The sequence below is a fragment of the Streptomyces sp. NPDC005408 genome, from assembly GCF_040606445.1.
GTDB lineage: Bacteria > Actinomycetota > Actinomycetes > Streptomycetales > Streptomycetaceae > Streptomyces.
The window spans coordinates 161099-180117 of the sequence record NZ_JBEXEX010000010.1 but is presented as its reverse complement, the minus strand read 5'-3'; the positions used below and the strand labels follow the sequence as shown (position 1 = coordinate 180117).

General features: G+C 69.7%; 14 protein-coding genes. 3 read left to right on the top strand and 11 right to left on the bottom strand.

What is annotated here, in order from left to right:
* Nucleotides 1–139 precede the first annotated feature (139 nt).
* Entirely contained in the window at nucleotides 140–1984 is a 1845-nt protein-coding gene (locus tag ABZS64_RS13180; RefSeq protein ID WP_355827466.1) for a serine hydrolase, read from the top strand.
* A gap of 10 nt (nucleotides 1985–1994) precedes the next feature.
* Here ABZS64_RS13180 and ABZS64_RS13175 read toward each other — a convergent pair whose 3' ends face one another.
* From ABZS64_RS13175 to ABZS64_RS13155, 5 genes are all read right to left on the bottom strand, one after another.
* On the bottom strand, nucleotides 1995–3527 hold the full coding sequence (locus ABZS64_RS13175) for an NAD(P)/FAD-dependent oxidoreductase (RefSeq protein WP_355827464.1): 1533 nt from the start codon (nucleotides 3525–3527) through the stop codon (nucleotides 1995–1997).
* A 70-nt stretch (nucleotides 3528–3597) separates the two neighbouring features.
* Entirely contained in the window at nucleotides 3598–5835 is a 2238-nt protein-coding gene (locus ABZS64_RS13170; RefSeq protein ID WP_355827461.1) for a serine/threonine-protein kinase, read from the bottom strand.
* On the bottom strand, nucleotides 5817–6743 hold the full coding sequence (locus tag ABZS64_RS13165; RefSeq protein ID WP_355827458.1) for an oxygenase MpaB family protein: 927 nt from the start codon (nucleotides 6741–6743) through the stop codon (nucleotides 5817–5819). Before ABZS64_RS13165 ends, ABZS64_RS13170 begins: the two co-directional genes overlap by 19 nt.
* Before the next feature lie 60 nt (nucleotides 6744–6803).
* Complete coding sequence (locus tag ABZS64_RS13160; RefSeq protein ID WP_355827455.1) at nucleotides 6804–7841, bottom strand: LLM class flavin-dependent oxidoreductase; 1038 nt, start codon at nucleotides 7839–7841, stop codon at nucleotides 6804–6806.
* Nucleotides 7842–7871: 30 nt separating this feature from the next.
* Nucleotides 7872–8327 (bottom strand): MarR family transcriptional regulator, encoded by a 456-nt coding sequence (locus ABZS64_RS13155; RefSeq protein WP_355827453.1) that lies wholly within the window; start codon nucleotides 8325–8327, stop codon nucleotides 7872–7874.
* 108 nt (nucleotides 8328–8435) lie between these two features.
* Between ABZS64_RS13155 and ABZS64_RS13150 the strand changes: the two genes are divergently transcribed.
* Complete coding sequence (locus ABZS64_RS13150; protein ID WP_355827450.1) at nucleotides 8436–10262, top strand: glycoside hydrolase family 15 protein; 1827 nt, start codon at nucleotides 8436–8438, stop codon at nucleotides 10260–10262.
* Between the two features lie 6 nt (nucleotides 10263–10268).
* Here ABZS64_RS13150 and ABZS64_RS13145 read toward each other — a convergent pair whose 3' ends face one another.
* The 5 genes from ABZS64_RS13145 to ABZS64_RS13125 all read right to left on the bottom strand — a co-directional run bounded on the left by ABZS64_RS13145 (nucleotide 10269) and on the right by ABZS64_RS13125 (nucleotide 16929).
* A complete protein-coding gene (locus ABZS64_RS13145) occupies nucleotides 10269–11237 on the bottom strand; it encodes a glycosyltransferase family A protein (protein WP_355827447.1) in 969 nt (322 codons plus the stop codon).
* A 130-nt stretch (nucleotides 11238–11367) separates the two neighbouring features.
* Nucleotides 11368–11811 carry a hypothetical protein gene (locus ABZS64_RS13140; protein ID WP_355827444.1) on the bottom strand — a complete coding sequence of 148 codons (444 nt, stop codon included), beginning with the start codon at nucleotides 11809–11811 and terminating at the stop codon, nucleotides 11368–11370.
* Between the two features lie 164 nt (nucleotides 11812–11975).
* The gene (locus tag ABZS64_RS13135; RefSeq protein ID WP_355827441.1) at nucleotides 11976–14375 is read right to left on the bottom strand and encodes a glycosyltransferase; all 2400 of its coding nucleotides are present in this window, start codon (nucleotides 14373–14375) and stop codon (nucleotides 11976–11978) included.
* A gap of 86 nt (nucleotides 14376–14461) precedes the next feature.
* Nucleotides 14462–15652, bottom strand: coding sequence for an acyl-CoA dehydrogenase family protein (locus ABZS64_RS13130; RefSeq protein WP_355827439.1), 1191 nt, complete (start codon nucleotides 15650–15652; stop codon nucleotides 14462–14464).
* Nucleotides 15653–15750: 98 nt separating this feature from the next.
* A complete protein-coding gene (locus tag ABZS64_RS13125) occupies nucleotides 15751–16929 on the bottom strand; it encodes a serine hydrolase domain-containing protein (protein ID WP_355827437.1) in 1179 nt (392 codons plus the stop codon).
* A 177-nt stretch (nucleotides 16930–17106) separates the two neighbouring features.
* Between ABZS64_RS13125 and ABZS64_RS13120 the strand changes: the two genes are divergently transcribed.
* Nucleotides 17107–18156 (top strand): enoyl-CoA hydratase/isomerase family protein, encoded by a 1050-nt coding sequence (locus ABZS64_RS13120; protein WP_355827435.1) that lies wholly within the window; start codon nucleotides 17107–17109, stop codon nucleotides 18154–18156.
* Between the two features lie 2 nt (nucleotides 18157–18158).
* Here ABZS64_RS13120 and ABZS64_RS13115 read toward each other — a convergent pair whose 3' ends face one another.
* Nucleotides 18159–18986, bottom strand: a complete 828-nt coding sequence (locus ABZS64_RS13115; protein ID WP_355827433.1) for a hypothetical protein — start codon at nucleotides 18984–18986, stop codon at nucleotides 18159–18161.
* Nucleotides 18987–19019 lie beyond the last annotated feature (33 nt).

Sequence of the window (19019 nt, the reverse complement as noted above, 5' to 3'; positions counted from 1 at the left end):
ATGCCGCAGCCCGCCGGACGAGGGAAGAGATTTTCTGATGCTGTGTCAGATTCTTTGAGGTGGTTGACACCACCCGGCCCCGGCAAGAAAGTTTCACTGCCGTGTCGGATCCCGAAAGATACTTTCAGGAGGGTGCTGGATGACAGAGGACGCAGCGGGCAGAGGGATCAGCCGGCGCAGGCTCGGCAGCGGAGTACTCGCGCTGGGCGGGGCGCTCGCGCTCGCACCGATTCCCTTCGCCGAGGCGGCTTCGGGCCCGGGAGGCGGTTGGGCGGCCCGGTCCGGCTCGGGGGCGGAAGGGGGGTCTGCGGGTGGTGGGTCCGGCGCCGGGCGGCCGGCTCTGCGGCGCGGCTCCGCCGAGCAGGCCGGGCTGATCCCCGCCCACCTGGACCGGCTCGTCACCGACGCCGAGAAGTTCCTCGGCCCGTCCCCCAAGCACCCGTGGTACGCGGGAGCGGTGCTGCTCGCGGGGCGCGGCGGCACGGTGGCGCTGCACCGGCCCATCGGCAAGGCGGTGCGCTATGCGGCGTACGACGAGAAGACCGACACGGGCGTGGAGTTCCCGGCGGACCGGCAGATTTCGATGGCCGAGGACACCGTCTTCGATCTGGCGTCCGTCTCGAAGCTGTTCACCTCGATTCTGGCGGTGCAGCAGATCGAGCGGGGCACGCTGGAGCTGGAGGCCGAGGTCGCCTCGTATCTCCCGGATTTCGGTGGCGCGGGCAAGCAGGACATCACCGTGCGCCAGTTGCTGACCCACACCTCGGGGTTCCGCGCCTGGATTCCGCTGTACAAGGAGCCGACGAGGGAGGGGAAGCTGCGGCTGCTGTGGAACGAGGCCCCGGCCAGTCCTCCCGGCACCAAGTACCTCTACTCCGACCTCAATCTGATCTCGCTTCAGCTGATCCTGGAGAAGATCACCGGTCACTCTCTGGATGTGCTGCTCCAGAACGAGATCACTGCTCCACTCGGGATGCACCGCACTCGCTTCAATCCGCCCGCCTCCTGGAAGCCGAAGATCGCCGCCACCGAGGACGCCCGGCTGCCCTGGTCGGGCCTTGACCGCGGTCTGGTCTGGGGCGAGGTGCACGACGAGAACGCCTTCAGCTTCGGCGGCGTCGCCGGTCACGCCGGTGTCTTCTCCTGCGCCTGGGACCTCGCGATCCTCGCCCGCACCCTCCTCAACGGCGGTGTGTACGGACGGTCCCGCATTCTGCGCGACGCGTCCGTGGAGCTGATGTTCACCGACTTCAACACCGCCTTCCCCGGCGATGAGCACGGCCTCGGCTTCGAGCTCTACCAGCACTGGTACATGGGGGCGATGGCCACACCCCGCACCGCGGGCCACACCGGCTTCACCGGCACCAGCATGGTGCTCGACCCGAGCACCGACTCGTACCTGATCGTGCTCGGCAACTCAGTGCATCCGGTGCGCAGTTGGCGCTCCGGCAGCGCACCGCGGGTGGCAGCCGCCAACAACATGGCCCGCGCGGTCGCCGTGCGCCCCCAGCGCGGCCGCACCGCCTGGTTCGCCGGCATGGCCGGTGCCACCAACGCCGTCCTCACCCTCCCCGCGATCGCCCTCGCCTCGCAGCGGGCGCAGCTGTGCTGCTCGCTGTGGTGGGACACCGAGCCCGGGTCCGACGCGCTGTTCCTTGAGGGCTCGGCGGACGACGGCGCGGGCTGGCAGGCGGTCCCGTTCACGACCGTACGCAAGGGGGCCGATCCGCAGCCGCACCCGACAGGGTCGGCGACCGGCTGGTCCGGGCGTGTCTGGCACCGCCTCACCGCGGATCTCTCGGCGTGGCGTGGCTCGACGGTGCGGCTGCGCTGGCGGTACGCGACCGATCAGCTCTATGTCGGCCGCGGGGTGTACGTCGACGGACTACGGGTCGAGGACAGCGGGCGTGCGGTCTTCGACGAGTCGCGGCCCGCGGACGCCGCCCGGATCGAGGCCAACGGCTGGGCGGCGTCCGGGGACTGAGCCGAGGGAGCTATCCGCCGAGCACCGCCATCGCGGCGTTGTGCCCCGGCACGCCGCTGACCCCGCCGCCGCGCACGGCGCCCGCGCCGCACAGCAGCACATTGGCGTGGGTCGTCTCGACGCCCCAGCGCCCGCTGGTCTCGGTGGCGTAGGGGAAGGCGAGGTCTCGGTGGAAGATATGGCCGCCGGGCAGCCGCAGTTCCTGTTCGAGGTCCAGCGGGGTCTTCGCTTCGATGCACGGCTCACCGTTCTCGTCGAGCGCGAGACAGTCGGCGATCGGCTCATCCAGATGGGAGTCCAGCTCTGCGATGGTCGCCGCGAGCAGTTCGCTGCGCGCGGCGTCGTTGTCGGCGGCGAAGAGCCGGGCCGGAGTGTGCAGCCCGAAGAGGGTCAGCGTCTGGTAGCCCTGCGCCACGAGCTCGGGTCCGAGGATGGACGGGTCGGTCAGGGAGTGGCAGTAGATCTCCGACGGCGGCGCGCTCGGCAGCCGCCCTTCGGCCGCCTCCCGGTACGCCGTCGCCAACTGCCCGTACCCCTCGGAGACATGGAAGGTTCCGGAGAACGCGTCGCGCGGGTCGACCGAGCGGTCGCGCAGCCGCGGCAGCCGGCGCAGCAGCATATTGACCTTGAGCTGGGCGCCTTCGGCGGCCGCGGGAGGCTCCTCGCCGAGGAGGGCGGCCAGGGCCTGCGGTGAGGCGTTCACCAGGACGTGTCCGGCGGCGACGGTGCCCTCCGCCGTGTCGGCGCGGAAGGAGACCTCGGCCCGCTCGCCGTCGGTCTCGATCCCGGTCACCTCGTGCAGTACCGCGATCTCGGCTCCCGCCGCGCGCGCCGCGTCCGCGAGTGCGTCGGTCAGCGCGCCCATGCCGCCCACCGGCACGTCCCAGTCCCCGGTCCCGCCGCCGATGACGTGGTAGAGGAAGCAGCGGTTCTGGAGCAGCGAGGTGTCATGGGCGTCGGCGAAGGTGCCGATCAGGGCGTCCGTCAGCACCACTCCCCGTACGAGATCGTCGGCGAAGCGCTTCTCGATCGCCACGCCGATGGGCTCCTCGAAGAGAGTGCGCCACGCCGTCTCGTCGTCGATGCGGGCACGCAGCGCCTCGCGGGTCGGCAGCGGCTCGGTGAGGGTCGGGAAGACGCGCTCGGCGACGCGTCCAGTCATCCCGTAGAAGTCCTGCCAGGACTCGTACTCCCGGTCCCCGCCGGTGAGGCGGGCGAACGACTCCCGGGTTCCGTCACCGCCCACGAGCAGACCGCCGGTGCCCTTGGGGGTGTACGAGGAGACGGTTCGCTTACGGACGGCGAAGCTAAGCCCCAGGTCGCGCACGATCTTGTCCGGCAGCAGCGAGACGAGATACGAGTAGCGGGAGAGCCGGGCGTCGACCCCGTCGAAGGGACGGGTGGACACGGCCGCTCCGCCGGTGTTTCCACGGCGCTCCAGGACGAGGACGGTGCGTCCGGCGCGGGCGAGGTAGGCGGCGGCGACCAGGCCGTTGTGGCCGCCGCCGACGATCACGACGTCGTACGAAGTGTGTGCGGGCATGGCCGGACCCTAACCGCTGGCTCCTGTCCGGTCGATCAGCGCGAGCCCGGCAAGATCCGAAAGACACCCCCTAACGGCCCTGCGCGCCTCGCTGCTGCCGCAGGGCCGCGACGCGCCGGTACAGGTCGACCGCCTCCGTGTGGCGGCCCAGCTGCTCCAGGCAGTGCGCCTCGTCGTTACGGCTGGCCAGCGCGTCGGGGTGGTCGATGCCCAGCACCCGCTCCCGTGCCCCCGCGACCTGGCCGTAGACGGCCAGCGCGTCCGCCCAGCGGCCGAGCCAGCCGAGGCCCACGGCCACCTCGCGGCGGCTGACGAGGGTGTCGGGATGGTCGGGGCCGAGGACACGTTCGCGCAGCGCGCACACGTCGCGGGCCTCGACGAGGGCCTCCTCCCAGCGGGCGAGCCGGCCGAGGTTCACGCCGAGGCCGTGGCGGGCGCGCAGTGTCTCGGGGTCGGCGGGCCCGTGCACGCGGATGCGGTCGTCGACGAGGTCGCGGTACAGCTCCAGGGCCTCCGCGCTGCGGCCGAGCCTGCCGAGGCTGATGCCGACCTCGTATCGTGCGGAGAGCGTGTCGGGATGGTCGGCGCCCAGCGCCCTTGCACGTGAGACGGCCACCTCGCGGTAGGTCTGCAGCGCCTCGCTCCAGCGCCCCAGCTGTCCCAGCGCGTACGCGACTTCGTACCGAGTGACGAGCGTGTCCGGATGTTCGGCGCCGAGCACCCGGGCCCGCGCCGCGGCGACGTCGTACGCCATGCGGTACGAGTCCTCGAGACGGCCCAGACGGCTGAGGTTGAAGGCGAGGTTGTGCCGGCAGCGCAGAGTGTCGGGGTGTTCGTGCCCCATCGTGCGCTCACGGGAGTCGAGCACCGCCGCGTACACCTCGTGGGCCTCGAAGTGCCTGCCGAGCTGACCGAGGACGTACGCCGTCTCCTGGCGGGCGGCGAGCGTCTCGGGATGGTCGGGGCCCACGGTCCGCTCGCGGCCGTCCGCGACCCGGGCGAACTCCCGCAGGGCGTCGGCGGCGCGCCCCGTCCGGCTCAGCGTGAAGCCGACCTCGTAGCGGCTGGCCAGGGTGTCCAGGTGGTCGGGGCCCAGGGCGTGTTCGCGTTCGGCGGCGACCGCGCGGTGCACTTCGCCCGCCTCCTCCCAGCGGCCGAGGCGGCCGAGGCTGAGACCCGCGTTGTGGCGGCTGGCGAGCACGGCGAGCAGTTCCGGCGACGGCGTGGGGCGCTCGGGCCTGGCGCGCGGCGGCAGCAGCGGGCCGCCGCGCGGATCGGTGTAGGTCGTCCACTCGCCGGTCAGGCCCGCGGTGTGGTCGGGCAGCGCGGGCCGCAGCACCGAGGTGCCGGTCGCCTTGTGGCCGGTCGTCATGCCGCGGGTCCAGGACGGGAGGTGCGGTTCACGGGACGCCGGCTGTTCGGGGCGCGGCCCCGGCACGGCCCGGTGCGGCTGCCCCTGGCCCGCGGCCGAGCCGATCCGCAGCCGCAGGTCCTTCGCGTCGTCGGGCCGTCCCTCGGGGGTCTTGGCAAGCAGGTCGAGGACGATTCGCTGGAAGTACTCGGGGATCTCGGCGCGATGGGTGCGCAGCGGCTGCGGCGGGGTGTCGCGGTGTCCGACGAGGACGGCCCAGGTGTCGTCGTGGTCGAAGGGCGGGGCGCCGGTGGCGATCTCGTAAAGCACACAGCCCAGGGAGTACAGGTCGCTGCGATGGTCGACATGGTCGCCGCTGATCTGCTCGGGGGACATGTAGTGCGGGGTGCCCATGGCGATGCCCGTGCCGGTCAGCTTGGAGGTGAAGCCGATGTCCGCGGCGAGGCGGGCGATGCCGAAGTCGCAGATCTTCACCGTTCCGTCGGTGAGCCGCATGATGTTGGCGGGCTTCAAGTCACGGTGGACGATGCCCTGTTCATGGGTGTACGCGAGCGCGTCGGCGACCTGTTCGGCGATGTCGACGACCTCGGGCACCGGCAGCGGATGCTGTTTGTTCTCTTCCAGCAGCTGGCTGAGATTGCGGCCCTGAAGCAGCTCCATGACCAGATAGAGCACGCCTTCGAACTCGCCGAAATCGTGGACGACGGTCACCCCGCGGTGCTGGAGCGCGGCGGCGACCCGCGCCTCGCGCCGGAAGCGCTCGCGCAGCACCCGCGTGAAGTTCTGGTCGTGCTGCGGACCCAGTGGTTTGAGGCACTTGACCGCGACATTGCGCCCGAGCGACTCGTCGCGCGCCCGCCACACCTCGCCCATGCCGCCGCGCCCGATGAGATCGAGCAGTCGGTACCGGCCTTGGATCAGCCTGGTTTCCGCCATCGCGTGCTGTCGCCCCCGTCGCTGAGCTGCGCCCTCCCCGGCCCGTCCAGTATGGCCTCCTGTCTGCGCAGTTTGTACGGGGCCGGGCGGCTGCCGGGGCCGAGTCGCGCCATCGCTTTCAAGATGTGACCTGGCGGGAGTTGCCAGCGCAGACGGGAGGGAATGCAGCGCAGCAGGTTACCGGTGGCGATCAGCTGATGCGTGACGCGTTCTGGGGTGGGCGCCGGTCTGCCGTATAGCTCATGGGCGTAAGGGGGCAGTGCGTTGTACGCGAGTGCGGCCACGCGCCGCCACAGCAGGTCGCGCGCCGGGACGAGCACGGGGTTGATGGGCGGCCGCTGCAGAAAGTCGTCCACGTCGTGCGCCTCGGGTCCGGCGGCGAGCTCGGGGCGCACCCGCTCGAAGTAGGCGGCGAGCTCCTCGGTGGACGCGGGCACATCGGCCGGGTCGAGTCCGACGAGGCGGGCGGCTGCGCGCTGTTCGCCGAGATAGCGGTCGGCCTGGGCGTCGCTGAGCGGGAAGCCGGAGCGGCGTCCGACGTCGAGGTAGGAGCCGACCTCGGCGCAGTGCACCCACAGCAGCAGCTCGGGCTCGTCGACGCCGTAGCGCTCACCGGTGACGGGGTCGGTGGCTCCCAGGCGGGTGTGGATGCGGCGGACCCGGGCGCCCGCGCGCTCGGCGGCCGGGGCGGTGCCGTAGGTGATGGTGCCGACGAAGTCCGCCGTGCGCATGAGGCGTCCCCAGGCGTCCTTCCGGAAGTCGCTGTTCTGCATGACGCCGCGTACGGCGCGGGGGTGCAGTGCCTGGAGGTAGAGGGCGCGCACCCCGGCGACCCACATCATCGGGTCGCCGTGCATCTGCCAGGTGACGGAGTCCGGCCCGAAGAGCCCGGGGTCCGCGTCCGTCATGGTTCGATCCTCGCCCACCCTGTCCTCCGACATCCCCGGGAGCAGTTGGACGCCGAGGCGTCAGGTACCCATCATCTCGCGTACCAGCGGTGCCACCTTGGTCCCGAACAGCTCGATATTGCTCATGACTGCGCTGTGAGACATCCCGTTCATCCCGTACTTCAGATCGAAACGCGTCGCGTCGAGGTCCGTGAGCGTCGCCGTGATCTTGCGGGCCACGGTTTCGGGCGATCCGATGTGCAGCGCGCCGCCGGGGCCGACGTCGCGCATGAGGGACTCACGGGTCGGAGTGCGGAAACCGCGCTGCTTGGACACGCTTCGAATCACGGCTTCGAAGGCGGGCAGGAACTCCTCCACCGCCTGCTCGTCGGTGGCGGCGACATGGCCGGGGGCATGGACGCCGACGGGCCGCTGCGGTTGCCCGAACTTCTCCAGCGCCTGGCGGAACAGCCGTGAGAACGGCGCGAAGCGGGCTGTCTCGCCCCCGATGATCGCGAGCATCAGCGAGAACCCGTACCGGGCGGTCCGGACGACCGACTCGGGGCTGCCGCCGACGCCGACCCAGGTCGGGATCGATCCCGACTCGCTGTGCGGGTAGACGGAGAGACCGTCGAGGGACGCGCGGGTGTTGCCGGACCACGTCACGGGCTTCTCCCGGAGAAGCTCGGCGAAGAGGCTGAGCTTCTCCTCGAACAGCTCCTCGTAGTCGCTCAGGTCATAGCCGAAGATCGGGAAGGACTCGATACTCGACCCCCGGCCGAGGATCACCTCGGCGCGACCGCCGGAGACGCCGTCGAGAGTGGCGTAGCGCTGGAAGACGCGGACGGGATCGTCGGAGCTGATCACCGTCACTGCCGAACCGAGGCGGATGTGTGAGGTGCGCGACGCGATGGCCGCGAGCACGACGTCGGCAGCCGAGAGCGGCATCGTGTCGGTGTGGTGCTCGCCGATGCCGAAGTGGTCCAGGCCGACCTGGTCGGCGAGGACGCCTTCCTCGACGAGACGGCGGATGGTCTGGCCGTGCGACAGCGGATTGCCTTCGGCGTCGTTCGTCACGTCACCGAACGTGTCAAGGCCGAGCGTGATGTCTCTGGCCATGTCGTACTCCTCGGATCTTCACCGGGTGGATCAGGTCGCGATACGCCGCAGTGCGTGGGTGAGTCGGGCCAGGTCGGTGCCTTCGAGGTGGTCGAAGACGTGGCGGCGGGCGCTGGCGAGGTGGGCGGGCCACGCCTGTTCCAGCCGCGCGAGGCCCGCATCGGTGAGGACGGCGTTCCACCCGCGGGCGTCCTCGTCGCACTTGGCTCGTTCGATCAGTCCGTGCTTCTCCAGGCGGGTGACGATGCGGGTCATCCCGCTCAGCGAGAGGTTGCAGACGGCGGCGAGCTCGCTCATGCGCATCAGCCGGTTCGGGGCCTCGGACAAATGCATCAGTGTCGTGTACTCGGAGAGCGGCAGATGCTGCTCGCGCATCATGTCGGCGTCGATCACTCGGGGCATGACGATCATCACCCGGCCGAGCTCGCGCAACAGCGCTTCCTCGTCCGTGGTCAGGGGCTGCAGCGGCTGCTCGGCGGTGGGCATGCCTCCATCTTAGTTGCTTGACGAAGCAAACACCAAGCCGCCGCGGCCGTGGAGATCTACCATCACGTGTACGCACTATGCGCGCCCTGCGGTCGTAGGGAGGCCGGTATGGCGAACGCCGGATTCGGACAAGCGGGCCTCTCGCCCTATCTGCCGATCGCGGAACACGGCCTCATCGGCGATCTTCACAGTGCGGCGCTCGTGGGCACCAACGGCACGATCGATTGGTACTGTTGCCCGCGCTTCGACTCGCCGAGCGTGTTCGCCTCCATTCTGGACGCGAACCGGGGCGGATCGTTCGAACTGGCCGCCGACGTGCCGACGCGAACCCGGCAGTTCTACTTTCCCGACACCAACGTTCTCATCACGCGGTTCTTCGCCTCCGACGGGGTGGCCGAGATCCAGGACTTCATGCCGATCACCGACGACTCGGGCGCGGCCCCGCACCGGCTGATCCGGCGGGTGATCTGCGTCCGGGGATCGCTGCCGTTCACAGCGCGGGTGGCCCCCCGCTTCGAGTACGGGGCCGAGCCGCATTCCGCGCAGCTGCAGGGGAACACCGTACTGTTCCGGTCCGAGAGCCTGTCGTTGGCGCTGACCGCCACCGCGCCGCTGGAGTGCGACGGCCTGGACGCGCGGTCTCGCTTCAAGCTCCTCGAAGGCGAGTCCGCCGTGTTCGCCCTCGACCCGATCAGTGATGACGTCATCCCGCGAGCCTGCCCCCAGGCCGAGGCGGAGGACCAGTTCGAGACCACCGTCAAGTTCTGGCGCGACTGGCTGGCCGGCTCGCGCTACCACGGCCGGTGGCGGGAGATGGTGCACCGCTCCGCGCTCGTACTGAAGCTGCTCACCTACGCGCCGACCGGCGCGATCGTGGCCGCCCCGACGACCAGCCTGCCCGAGCAGATCGGCGGCGAGCGCAACTGGGACTACCGGTTCGTATGGGTCCGTGACGCCGCCTTCTGTGTCTACGCCATGCTCAGGCTGGGCTTCACCGGAGAGGCCGAGGCATTCATGCGCTTCCTGTCCGAGCGCGGCATCATGCGCGGCAGCGGTTCCGGGGGTCCGCTGCAGATCATGTACGGAATCGACGGGCGCAACGAGCTGCCCGAGCGTGCACTGCCCCATCTCGAGGGCTATCTGGGATCCGCCCCGGTGCGGGTGGGAAATGCCGCCACCGGCCAGCTCCAGCTGGACATCTACGGAGCGCTCATCGACTCCGTGTATCTGTACGACAAGTGGGGACAACCCATCAGCAGCGATCGGTGGGACGAGCTCGGTGTCCTGGTGGACTGGCTCTGCGAACACTGGGACCAACCCGACGACGGCGTGTGGGAAACGCGCGGTGGACGCAAGAACTTTGTCTATTCGCGGCTGATGTGCTGGGTGGCGATAGAACGAGCCATCCGGATGGCGAACCGGCGCGGCCTGCCCGCGGACCTCCCCCGGTGGCGGCAGAGCCGTGATGCGATCTACCGGCAGATCATGCAACGCGGCTGGTGCCCCGAGCGAGGGGCGTTCGTCCAGAACCTCGACGACCGCGTACTCGACGCCTCCGTGCTGATGATGCCGATGGCCAAATTCATCTCACCCACCGACCCCAAGTGGCTCGCCACCCTGGACGCGCTCACCTCGGACCTGGTGTCCGACTCGTTGGTCTACCGCTACGACCCCGAAGCCAGCCCGGACGGCCTCAGGGGCGTCGAGGGCACGTTCTCGATCTGCTCCTTCTGGTACGTCGAGGCGCTCGCCCGCGCCGGACGGCTGGAGGAGGCCCGGCTGGCCTTCGAGAAGATGCTCACCTACGCCAACCATGTCGGCCTGTACGCCGAGGAAATCGGGCTGACCGGCGAACAACTCGGCAACTTCCCGCAGGCGTTCACCCATCTCTCACTGATCAGCGCCGCATTCAACCTTGACCGCGCCCTTGGCTGACGGGCGTCACACAGCTGAGGCCGTCGGGGCGGGCCCCCTCTCCTGGGGAGGCGGACCGGCGGTTCCGCTGTGAGCGGCAAGCGCTTTCTCCAGTCGCTTGATGTGGTAGTACTGCACCCGCGTGGTGCGCTGCAGGGCCATGACTGCCGTGAGGAACTGATCCATCTCGGTGGCCCGGGTGAGGATGTCGTCGGGCACTTGCTCGTCGCGCAGACCGGCTTCCGCGTCCTGGCTGAGCACGGCCTGCGCCCAGCCACGGGTGATCGGCTTGAACAGGCTCGGGTGGTTGGCCACGATCCGCGCCCGGATGGCCAGGTCGTTCTCTGCGGCTTCCAGATGCAATCCGGTGTCCTTGTTGCGCGCCCCGAAAAGCGGCTCATGGATGTGGTGGGCATCGAAGCCGTGCTCGACGCAGCCGATCCAGAAGTCCCAGTCCTCTCCGGCCCGCATGGTCTCGTCGTACCCGCCCACCGTCTGCCACGCAGTACGACGGTAGAGCGAGCAATAGAACATGATCAGTCGCTGGAGCAGTAGTTCTCTGCTGTAGGCCGGGAGGGGCATCGCCTGCGGGGGCAGATCGTCGTCGGTGAAGGTGAAGACATCGGTCGAGGCGATGGTGATGCCGGGGGCGCTGTCCAGTACCGTAACGGTCTTCTCCAGCATGGTGGGCGCGATCACGTCGTCGGCGTCCAGAGGCAGGATGTAGCGGCCGATAGCGGCCTCGATCCCGGTGTTGCGCGCGGCGGAGACCCCGGCATTGGGCTGCTGGAGCAGCCTGATGCGCCGGTCGGGGTGGCGGGCGATCAGCGTCTGGGCCGTCTCGGCGGTGTTGTCGGTGCTGCCGTCGTCGACGATGACGAGTTCCCAGTCGCGGAACGTCTGGGCAAGGACGCTGGACACCGCCTCGGGCAGATAGCGGGCGTAGTTGTGGCAGGGAATGACCACCGAGACAACGGGGTCGGAGCTGTGGGGCATGCGCCGTCTTTCGCTTCGGAACGGGTGGGAGAAGGATTCCGGAAGGTACGGGTGGCCGGATTCCGGCATGTCGGCCGGCGACCCCCCGGCCCTGTTCCAGGGCCACGCCGGCGACCCGCTGGTCTACGTCCTAGCTGTGCGGCTGCGGCTGCCGCTGCGGCTGCGGCTGCGGCTGCTGTTGATCGGGGCCGTAGTGATCGTGCGGGTAGTCGTGGTGGTGCCCGTAGTGACAGATGGTCACGTTGCCGACCGGAGTGCTGTACTGGCCGTAGTCGGTGATCGTGACGTTGCCGACGGGGGTGCAGCAGTACCCGTAGTCGGTGATCGTTACGTTGCCGACCGGCGTGCAGCAGTACCCGTAGTCGGTGATGGTCACGTTGCCCATGGGCGTGCAGAGGTCCATGGCCCCGGGGGTGAGGGTGACGTTGCCCTTCGGCTGTTCTCGGTCTCCGTACTGCGCCGTCGGCGCGCCCGGACCGAAGGCGGCGGCGTAGGCCGCTTCCGCGGTGGTGAGCAGTCCGGCCGTGGCCAGAGCCGCGGGGAGGGCCAGGGAGGTTATGACACGGGCCTTCACAGTGGGGCCCTTTCTCTCGGGGGTGTGGGGAGCTGCGTTGTAATGCCGGTGAACTTCACGGCAGGGGCAGTGACGCCACCGTAAGATTTGATTACGGAGCGCGTCAAAATGATTACTCCGTGTTGGGTAATGGCCAGGTCGGCACGCTTGCCGGTCCTTGCCAGTCAGGAAGGGGACATGACCCCGGCATGCGCGGGTTCCGGCGCATGATGCGGATGCACCACTTCCAGGTCGGGCAACGCCCAGCAGGCGGTGCCCATGTCCCGTGCCATCGCGGCGAGACCCTCGGTCTCGATGAGCTGCTCGTACGGGAAAGACGGGAAGGTCAGGCCGTCGCGGTGCAGGTCGGCGCGGATCAGCAATGCCGTGCCGCCGACCGAGTCGACCCGGAGGAGTCCCTGCCCGCGCAACTCGTCGAGGTACATCCGGCCGAATCCCTTGGGGGGCTGAAGGATGCCGTCGCGAAGCCACTGGGACCAGTTGAGTGTGCCGGCGCGGGGCTGAAGGACGAAGGTGTTGAGGTCGTACGTGGGCCCACCGGGCGCGGTGGCACAGTGCGGGACGACGATGTCCTTGCGCGCGCCGAGCAGGCGCTGGATGAGGTCGGCGGGGTAGCCAGTGACATCGACGTCGAGCCACAGCACCCACTCCTCGTCGACAAGGGCCCGGGAGAGCAGATGGTTGCGCACCTTGGCCAGCACTGACCGGCGTCGGCGCTGGACGCCCGGCTCCCAGCGGGGTCCCGCCAACTGGAGGCCGAAGTCGCGGTGTACGAGGGTGACCCGCCGGAACTCGGCCTCGAGGCCGGGCAGAACCTGCTGGAGCAGTTCCGGCGTCGCGTCCTTGCTGTCGCCCTCCAACAGGCCCAGCGAGATCTTCTCGCGCGGGTAGTCCAGGGCGCGAAGGCTGTCCAGATAGCCGGGCAGGAACGCGGCCGCGTCCTTGAGGGGGGTGAGCACCAGCACCCGGGGCCGCTCACTCGCCGGGACCGCGGCGTCCTCGACGACCGCCTGTGGTCGCTCGACGGCTCGCGCGGCGGCGGGGCCGGTCTCGGCGTGGGCGATGTCCCCGGGCTCGATGGGCAGCCGGGTCGCCATGGCCAGCAACCGCTCGGCGTACGCGCCGGGTTCGGCCCAGGTCTCGGTCGCCACGGCGAAGTGCTCCGCGAAATGGGACTCGTTGAACGTGTTGTTTCCGTGGCACACGTAGGTGTACAGCTCGGGTGCGTCGACCGATACGACCCGGCACGTCCGGACCACCGCTTCCGCCACCGGGGTGTCCTCGCCCCGGCGTTGCGCCGGGTAGCGCGGGAGCCGGTCTTTCGCGCACACCATCGACCCTTCCCAGACCCGCGCACAGGAGACCGCGAGCTTGCGGCGGGCAGGCCACCACAGTCGCTCACGGGCGAGGAAACACGCATCGGCGCCGAGCGCGAGAATCGCGGCCATCTGTGTCTCGACCCGCTCCGGGTCATACAGGTCGTCGTCGTCCCACTGGCATACGTAGGGCCCGGTGGACCGGTCCACCGCCTCATTGCGCAGTTCGCCCAGCGTCCGCCCCTCCGGGGGGAGCCGGTGGTGACGGATCCGCGGGTCGCCCAGCTCGCGGATGTGCTGCTCGAGGGCGTCGTCCGTGCCGTCCTCCACGACGACCAGTTCCAGGTTCGGGTAGGTCTGGGTACGGAAGCACCGGATCGCACGTCGCGCCGTCGCCGAGCGGTCCTTGGTCACCATCAGGCAGGACACCGTCGGCGCGGGCGCGCCCGAGGCCCAGCGGCGGCGCTGCGCGTCGAGGCTGATCAGGCCGTCGGCGACCGGTTGCAGCTCCTGACTCGCCCAGAACTGGACGCGTCTGCCGGCCGAGGTCCGCGGCGCCTCGGAGGTGTCGACCGCCCAGCTGTCCGACCAGTGGTGCACGGCGTATGCGCGGTCGTAGTCGGCCTCCTGCGGGCCGAACAGCTCTGTCGCATATGGGCTTACCTTGGGGTACAGGATCTCCGGGCCGAGAACGGTGATCGAGCCGGGCTCCGGGGCACTGTCGATCGCTCTGGTGAGGAAGAACGGGCCCGTCACGTCCAGAGCGCTGGGCAGCTTGTGGGCGGCGACCAGCTGGCGGTGCACATGGGCCCAGAAGGGATGGCCCGGTCGTGACGCAATGAACGCGTTGCCGACGATGCGGTCGAATCCGCGCTGGCGGGCCAGCAGCAGCCGGGTGTGCGCGTCGGGCTCGCAGCCGAGAACGAGTTCGTGCCCGTCAAGGATTCCGGTGACCGGGTTCAGGCACTCGAAGTCCAGATCCACGTAGAGCCCGCCGAAGTGGTCGAGCAGGAAATAGCGAATCGCGTCAGCCCGCATGATCGCTTCGGGATAGCCGTCGTAGACCGGCAGGAACCACGGATAGTGCTCCTGGAGGAATGCGCGATTGTCCGCGTCACTCCACAACCGGTAGCCCCAGCCGGGATGGTGGGTCCGCCAGGAATCAGCCCACTTCTGCCATTCCGGGGGTACGTCCGTGTCTTTCCAGGTCTGGTGAATCAGGGCGGGAATTCCGCTGTGCGCAACCATTCAGGCAGTATGCGGGGCCCTCTGGCCGACGGGATTTACGGTAGGACCCGTCGGCAGAACATTCACCCGGGCAGCCCACCGCTATGTCATCGCCGCACCCGCGGCATCCCCAGTCCGATCCAGGAGATGATCTCCCGCTGGATCTCGTTGTTGCCGCCGCCGAAGGTGAAGATCACCGCGGAGCGGTAGCCGCGCTCCAGCTCGCCGTGCAGGACGGCTCCCGCTGATCCTTCCTTGAGCGGTCCTGCCGAGCCGACGACCTCCATCAGCCAGGCGTACGCGTCGCGGCGCGCCTCGGAGCCGTAGACCTTGACCGCCGAGGCGTCCTGCGGGGTGAGGGTGCCTTCCTGGACGGCCCCCACCATCTGCCAGTTGAGCAGTTTCATCGCGTCGAGCTTGGTGTGGGTCTGTGCCAGGCGTCCCCGAACCCAGCCGAGGTCGATGACGCGGCGGCCGTCGGCGAGTTTGGTGTCGGCGGCCCAGCGCTGGACGTTCTGAAGGGCGCGGATGGCCATGGTGCCGTGGGCGGCGAGGGTGACGCGCTCGTGGTTGAGCTGGTTGGTGATCAGCCGCCAGCCCTTGTTCTCCTGGCCGACCCGGCGGGCTGCGGGAACCCGGATGTTCTCGTAGTAGCTGGCGGTGGTGTCGTGCGAGGCGAGGGTGTTGATGATGGTGCAGGAGTAGCCGGGGTCGGACGTCGGCACGAGGAGCATGGTGATGCCCTTGTGCGGCGGGGCTTCGGGGTCGGTGCGCACGGCGAGCCAGACCCAGTCGGCGGTGTCGCCGTTGGTGGTCCAGATCTTCTGGCCGTTGACGGTGTACGTGCCGGTCTCCTCGTCGCCCTCGCGTACGGCGCGTGTCTTGAGGGCGGCGAGGTCGGTGCCCGCGTCCGGCTCGCTGTAGCCGATGGCGAAGTCGATCTCACCGCAGAGGATCTTCGGCAGGAAGTAGCCCTTCTGCTCATCCGTGCCGAACTGCATGATCGTCGGGCCGACGGTGTTGAGGGCCATCAGCGGCAGCGGTACGCCTGCCTGGGCGGCCTCGTCGAAGAAGATGAACTGCTCCATGGGGCTCAGGCCCCGGCCGCCGTACTCCTTGGGCCAGCCGACGCCGAGCCAGCCGTCGCTTCCGAGGCGGCGCACGGTCTCGCGGTAGAAGCGCTTCTGTTCGCCCGGGTCGCCGTAGCGGGCGTAGACGTTGTCCGGCACGAGTTCGGCGAAGTGCGTGCGCAGTTCGGCGCGCAACTGCTGCTGCTCAGGCGTGTATTCGAGGTGCACGGCCCCTCCAGAAGTCTCGCGATCCGTCGCATGCGCGGCGCACACAGTAGAACGTGTTGCAAGAATCCGGAAGGGCCGTCGGCCGATTCGTGATCTGTCTAGGCAGGCGCCTGGACCGCCTCGTACAGCGCGTCGATCAGGGCCATCTTGCGCGGGTCGTCGGCGATGTTGGGGCCCATGCGATTCATGACGTAGCCGAGGCTGATGCCCGCCTCCGGGTCGGCCAGGCCGCATGAGCCGCCGAAGCCGTCGTGCCCGAAGGCGCGGGGGTTGGGTCCGTACGAACCGTTCTCGCCGCTCAGCCAGAGGCCGAGGCCGACCTCCGTCTCGTGCTCGAACCCGGCGCCGAGGACCAGATCCCGGCAGCTGCCCTGGCCTTCGCGGACACGTTCGGCCGCCTCGGGCGACAGTACGCGCCGGCCGGCGAACTCCCCGCGGCCCGCGAAGATTCCGTAGAGCGCGGCGACGCCGCGAGCGGTGCCGTGGCCGTTGGCGGCGGGGATGTGGGCCGCGCGCCAGTCGGGGGTGTTGGCGTCCGCCGCGCCGACGATGGGGTTGACCAGGGCGGCCAGGGCGGCGGGCTGCAACTGCGCGAAGATGGCGGCCTGTTCGCTGCTGGAGGCGGCCGGCGGATGCACCAGCTCTGCGACGCGCCCCGCCTCCTTCTCCGGCAGGCCGATGGTGAAGTCGATGCCGAGCGGCCCGGTCACCTCCTGGTGCAGAAACTCTCCCGGGAGCTGCCCGGTGATGCGCCGGATCACCTCGCCGACCAGGAAGCCGTACGTCATCGCGTGGTACCCGGACCGGGTGCCCGGCTCCCACCAGGGCTCGGTGGCCGCGAGGCGGGCACAGGTCAGCTCCCAGTCGTAGAGCTGGCCGACGGTGTGCGGCTCACGGAGCCCGGACAGGCCCGCGCGGTGCGAGAGCAGATGGCGTACGGGAAGGGTCTCCTTGCCGGCCGCGGCGAATTCCGGCCAGTAGGTGGCGACGGGTGCGTCCAGATCGAGCAGCCCGCGGTCGGCGAGCAGATGTGCGCACAGGGCCGTGGGGCCCTTCGTCGTCGACCACACATTCACCAGCGTCTCGCGCTCCCAGGGGCGGGTGCGTGCCTCGTCGGCCCAGCCGCCCCACAGGTCGACGACGGCTTCCCCGCCGAGGAACACGGTCACGGCCGCGCCGAGTTCGCCGCGGTCGCGGAAGTTCTCCTCGAAGGCGGTGCGCACCGCCCGGAAACGATCGTCGCAGTGGCCTTCGATGTGTGCTGCACGCTCTGGCATGGGGGCCTCCGTCACCTTTGACCGAGTGATTCCGGGCTGCCGGAATCGGGCTCATGGAGAACGTACCGACTGGTCGGACTGTCGGGAAGAGTCCGAACCGGGCAACCGCTCAAATCGTCGCGCGCGAGTGAGCGAGGATGGGTGCGAGAAGATCCACCCCGCGGAAGGAACAACCCCATGGCCCTCGACGAGTCCGAGTCCGTACTGCTGCGCACCGAGGGCCGCGCGGGATACATCACCCTCAACCGCCCGCGGGCACTCAACGCCCTGACCCACCCCATGGTCCGCACCGTCGACGCGGCGCTCGCCGCCTGGGAGCAGGACCCGGCCGTGGAGGTCGTGATCATCGCCGGAGCCGGTGAGCGCGGACTCTGCGCGGGCGGCGACATCCGCGCCATCCACGCGGACGCGCTCGCTGGCGGGACCGCGTCGCCTGCCTTCTGGCGGGACGAGTACCGCCTCAACGCCCGTATCGCCCGCTACTCCAAGCCCTACGTCGCCCTCATGGACGGCATCGTCATGGGCGGCGGAGTCGGCGTGTCCGCGCACGGCGACGTACGCATCGTCACGGAACGCTCCGTCGTCGCCATGCCGGAGACGGGCATCGGCTTCGTACCGTACGTGGGCGGCACGCATCTCCTGGCCCGGGCTCCCGGCGAGCTCGGCACGCATCTGGCGCTCACCGGCTCGGTGGTGGGAGCGGCCGACGCTCTGCTGTGCGGACTGGCCGACCATTTCGTGCCCTCGCAGCACCTGGCGGAGCTCACCGCGTCGCCGGCCGAGCTGGATGTGGCCGAGGCGGTCGCGCGGTACGCCGTTGCCGCGCCCGAGGGCGAACTGGCCCGGCACCGCGAGTGGATCGACGACTCCTACGCCGCCGACTCCGTGGAGGAGATCCTCGACCGCTTGCTCGACTGCGGTGAGCCTGCGGCCAAGGAGGCGGCGGAGACGATCCTCACCCGCTCCCCCACCTCGCTGAAGGTGACCCTCGCGGCGGTGCGCAGGGCCCGGGCCCTCGGTGTGCTGGAGGCCGTCCTGGACCAGGAGTACCGCGTCTCGTGCGTGGCCTTCTCCTCGCCGGATCTGGTGGAGGGAGTCCGGGCGCAGGTCATCGACAAGGATCGCAGGCCCCACTGGTCGCCCGCGAAGCTCTCGGAGGTGACGGACGCGGATGTGGACCGGTTCTTCGCACCCCTCGGGGAGCGCGAACTCGGCCTCGGCGGCTGACGTCAGCCGCCGAGGAACCCGTGCAGCGAGGCCTTCATCCGGGCGACGAAGGCTTCGCGCACACTGTCCTCCACAAGGTCCAGCGAGAGATACGGATTGAGGTCCTCCAGCTCGACCAGCAGCAGCTCGCCGTCCGGGGCCCGGCAGGCGTCTACGCGCTGGATGCCGTGGTCCAGGGTGTTCCAGTCGACGAACCGCTGCGCGAACTCCAGGTCTCCCGGGCCCGGTTCGTAGCGCTCCAGCTCCCAGCGGCGCTCCGGGCGCGGGGCGTAGAGGGCGTACTGGAAGTCCCGGTCGACGAAGTAGAACGAGACCTCGTAGCTGAACGGGATTCTGGGCTGGACCAGCACGTCGCCGTACGCGAGATCCGCCAGCCTGTTCCGGTCGACGAACTCCATGCCTATCGAGTCCGCGCCGAGCTTGGGTTTGACGACGTACTCCGCGGCCTCCGGCAGCCGTCCGACGTCCTCGCCGCGGTCCACGGTCGGGATGACGGGAAATCCGGCCGCGCTCAGCTCCACCAGATACTGCTTGCCCGCCATGTCGCCACGGCCCGTCGGCGGGTTGTAGAGGCGGGCGCCGGACCGGCGGACGAGGGTCAGGAAGTCGTCGTACTCCCGCTGGTAGTGGAGCACGGGGCCGCTGTTGCGCACCACGACGGCGTCGAAGGAGCCCATCAGGCGGGCCGCGTCCAGCGGATGGCACAGGGCGATGTCGAAGTCCTCGCGCAGGCGTCCGGACAGCCGGATGTCCTCGTCGCAGTAGCGGCGTCCCTTGGCCTCGTAGCCGAGATCGGTGACGTAGAGGACGCTCTGGCGTGCGGCGGTCATGGTGCTCCCGTACTCGGCGTGCGTGGTCGTGCC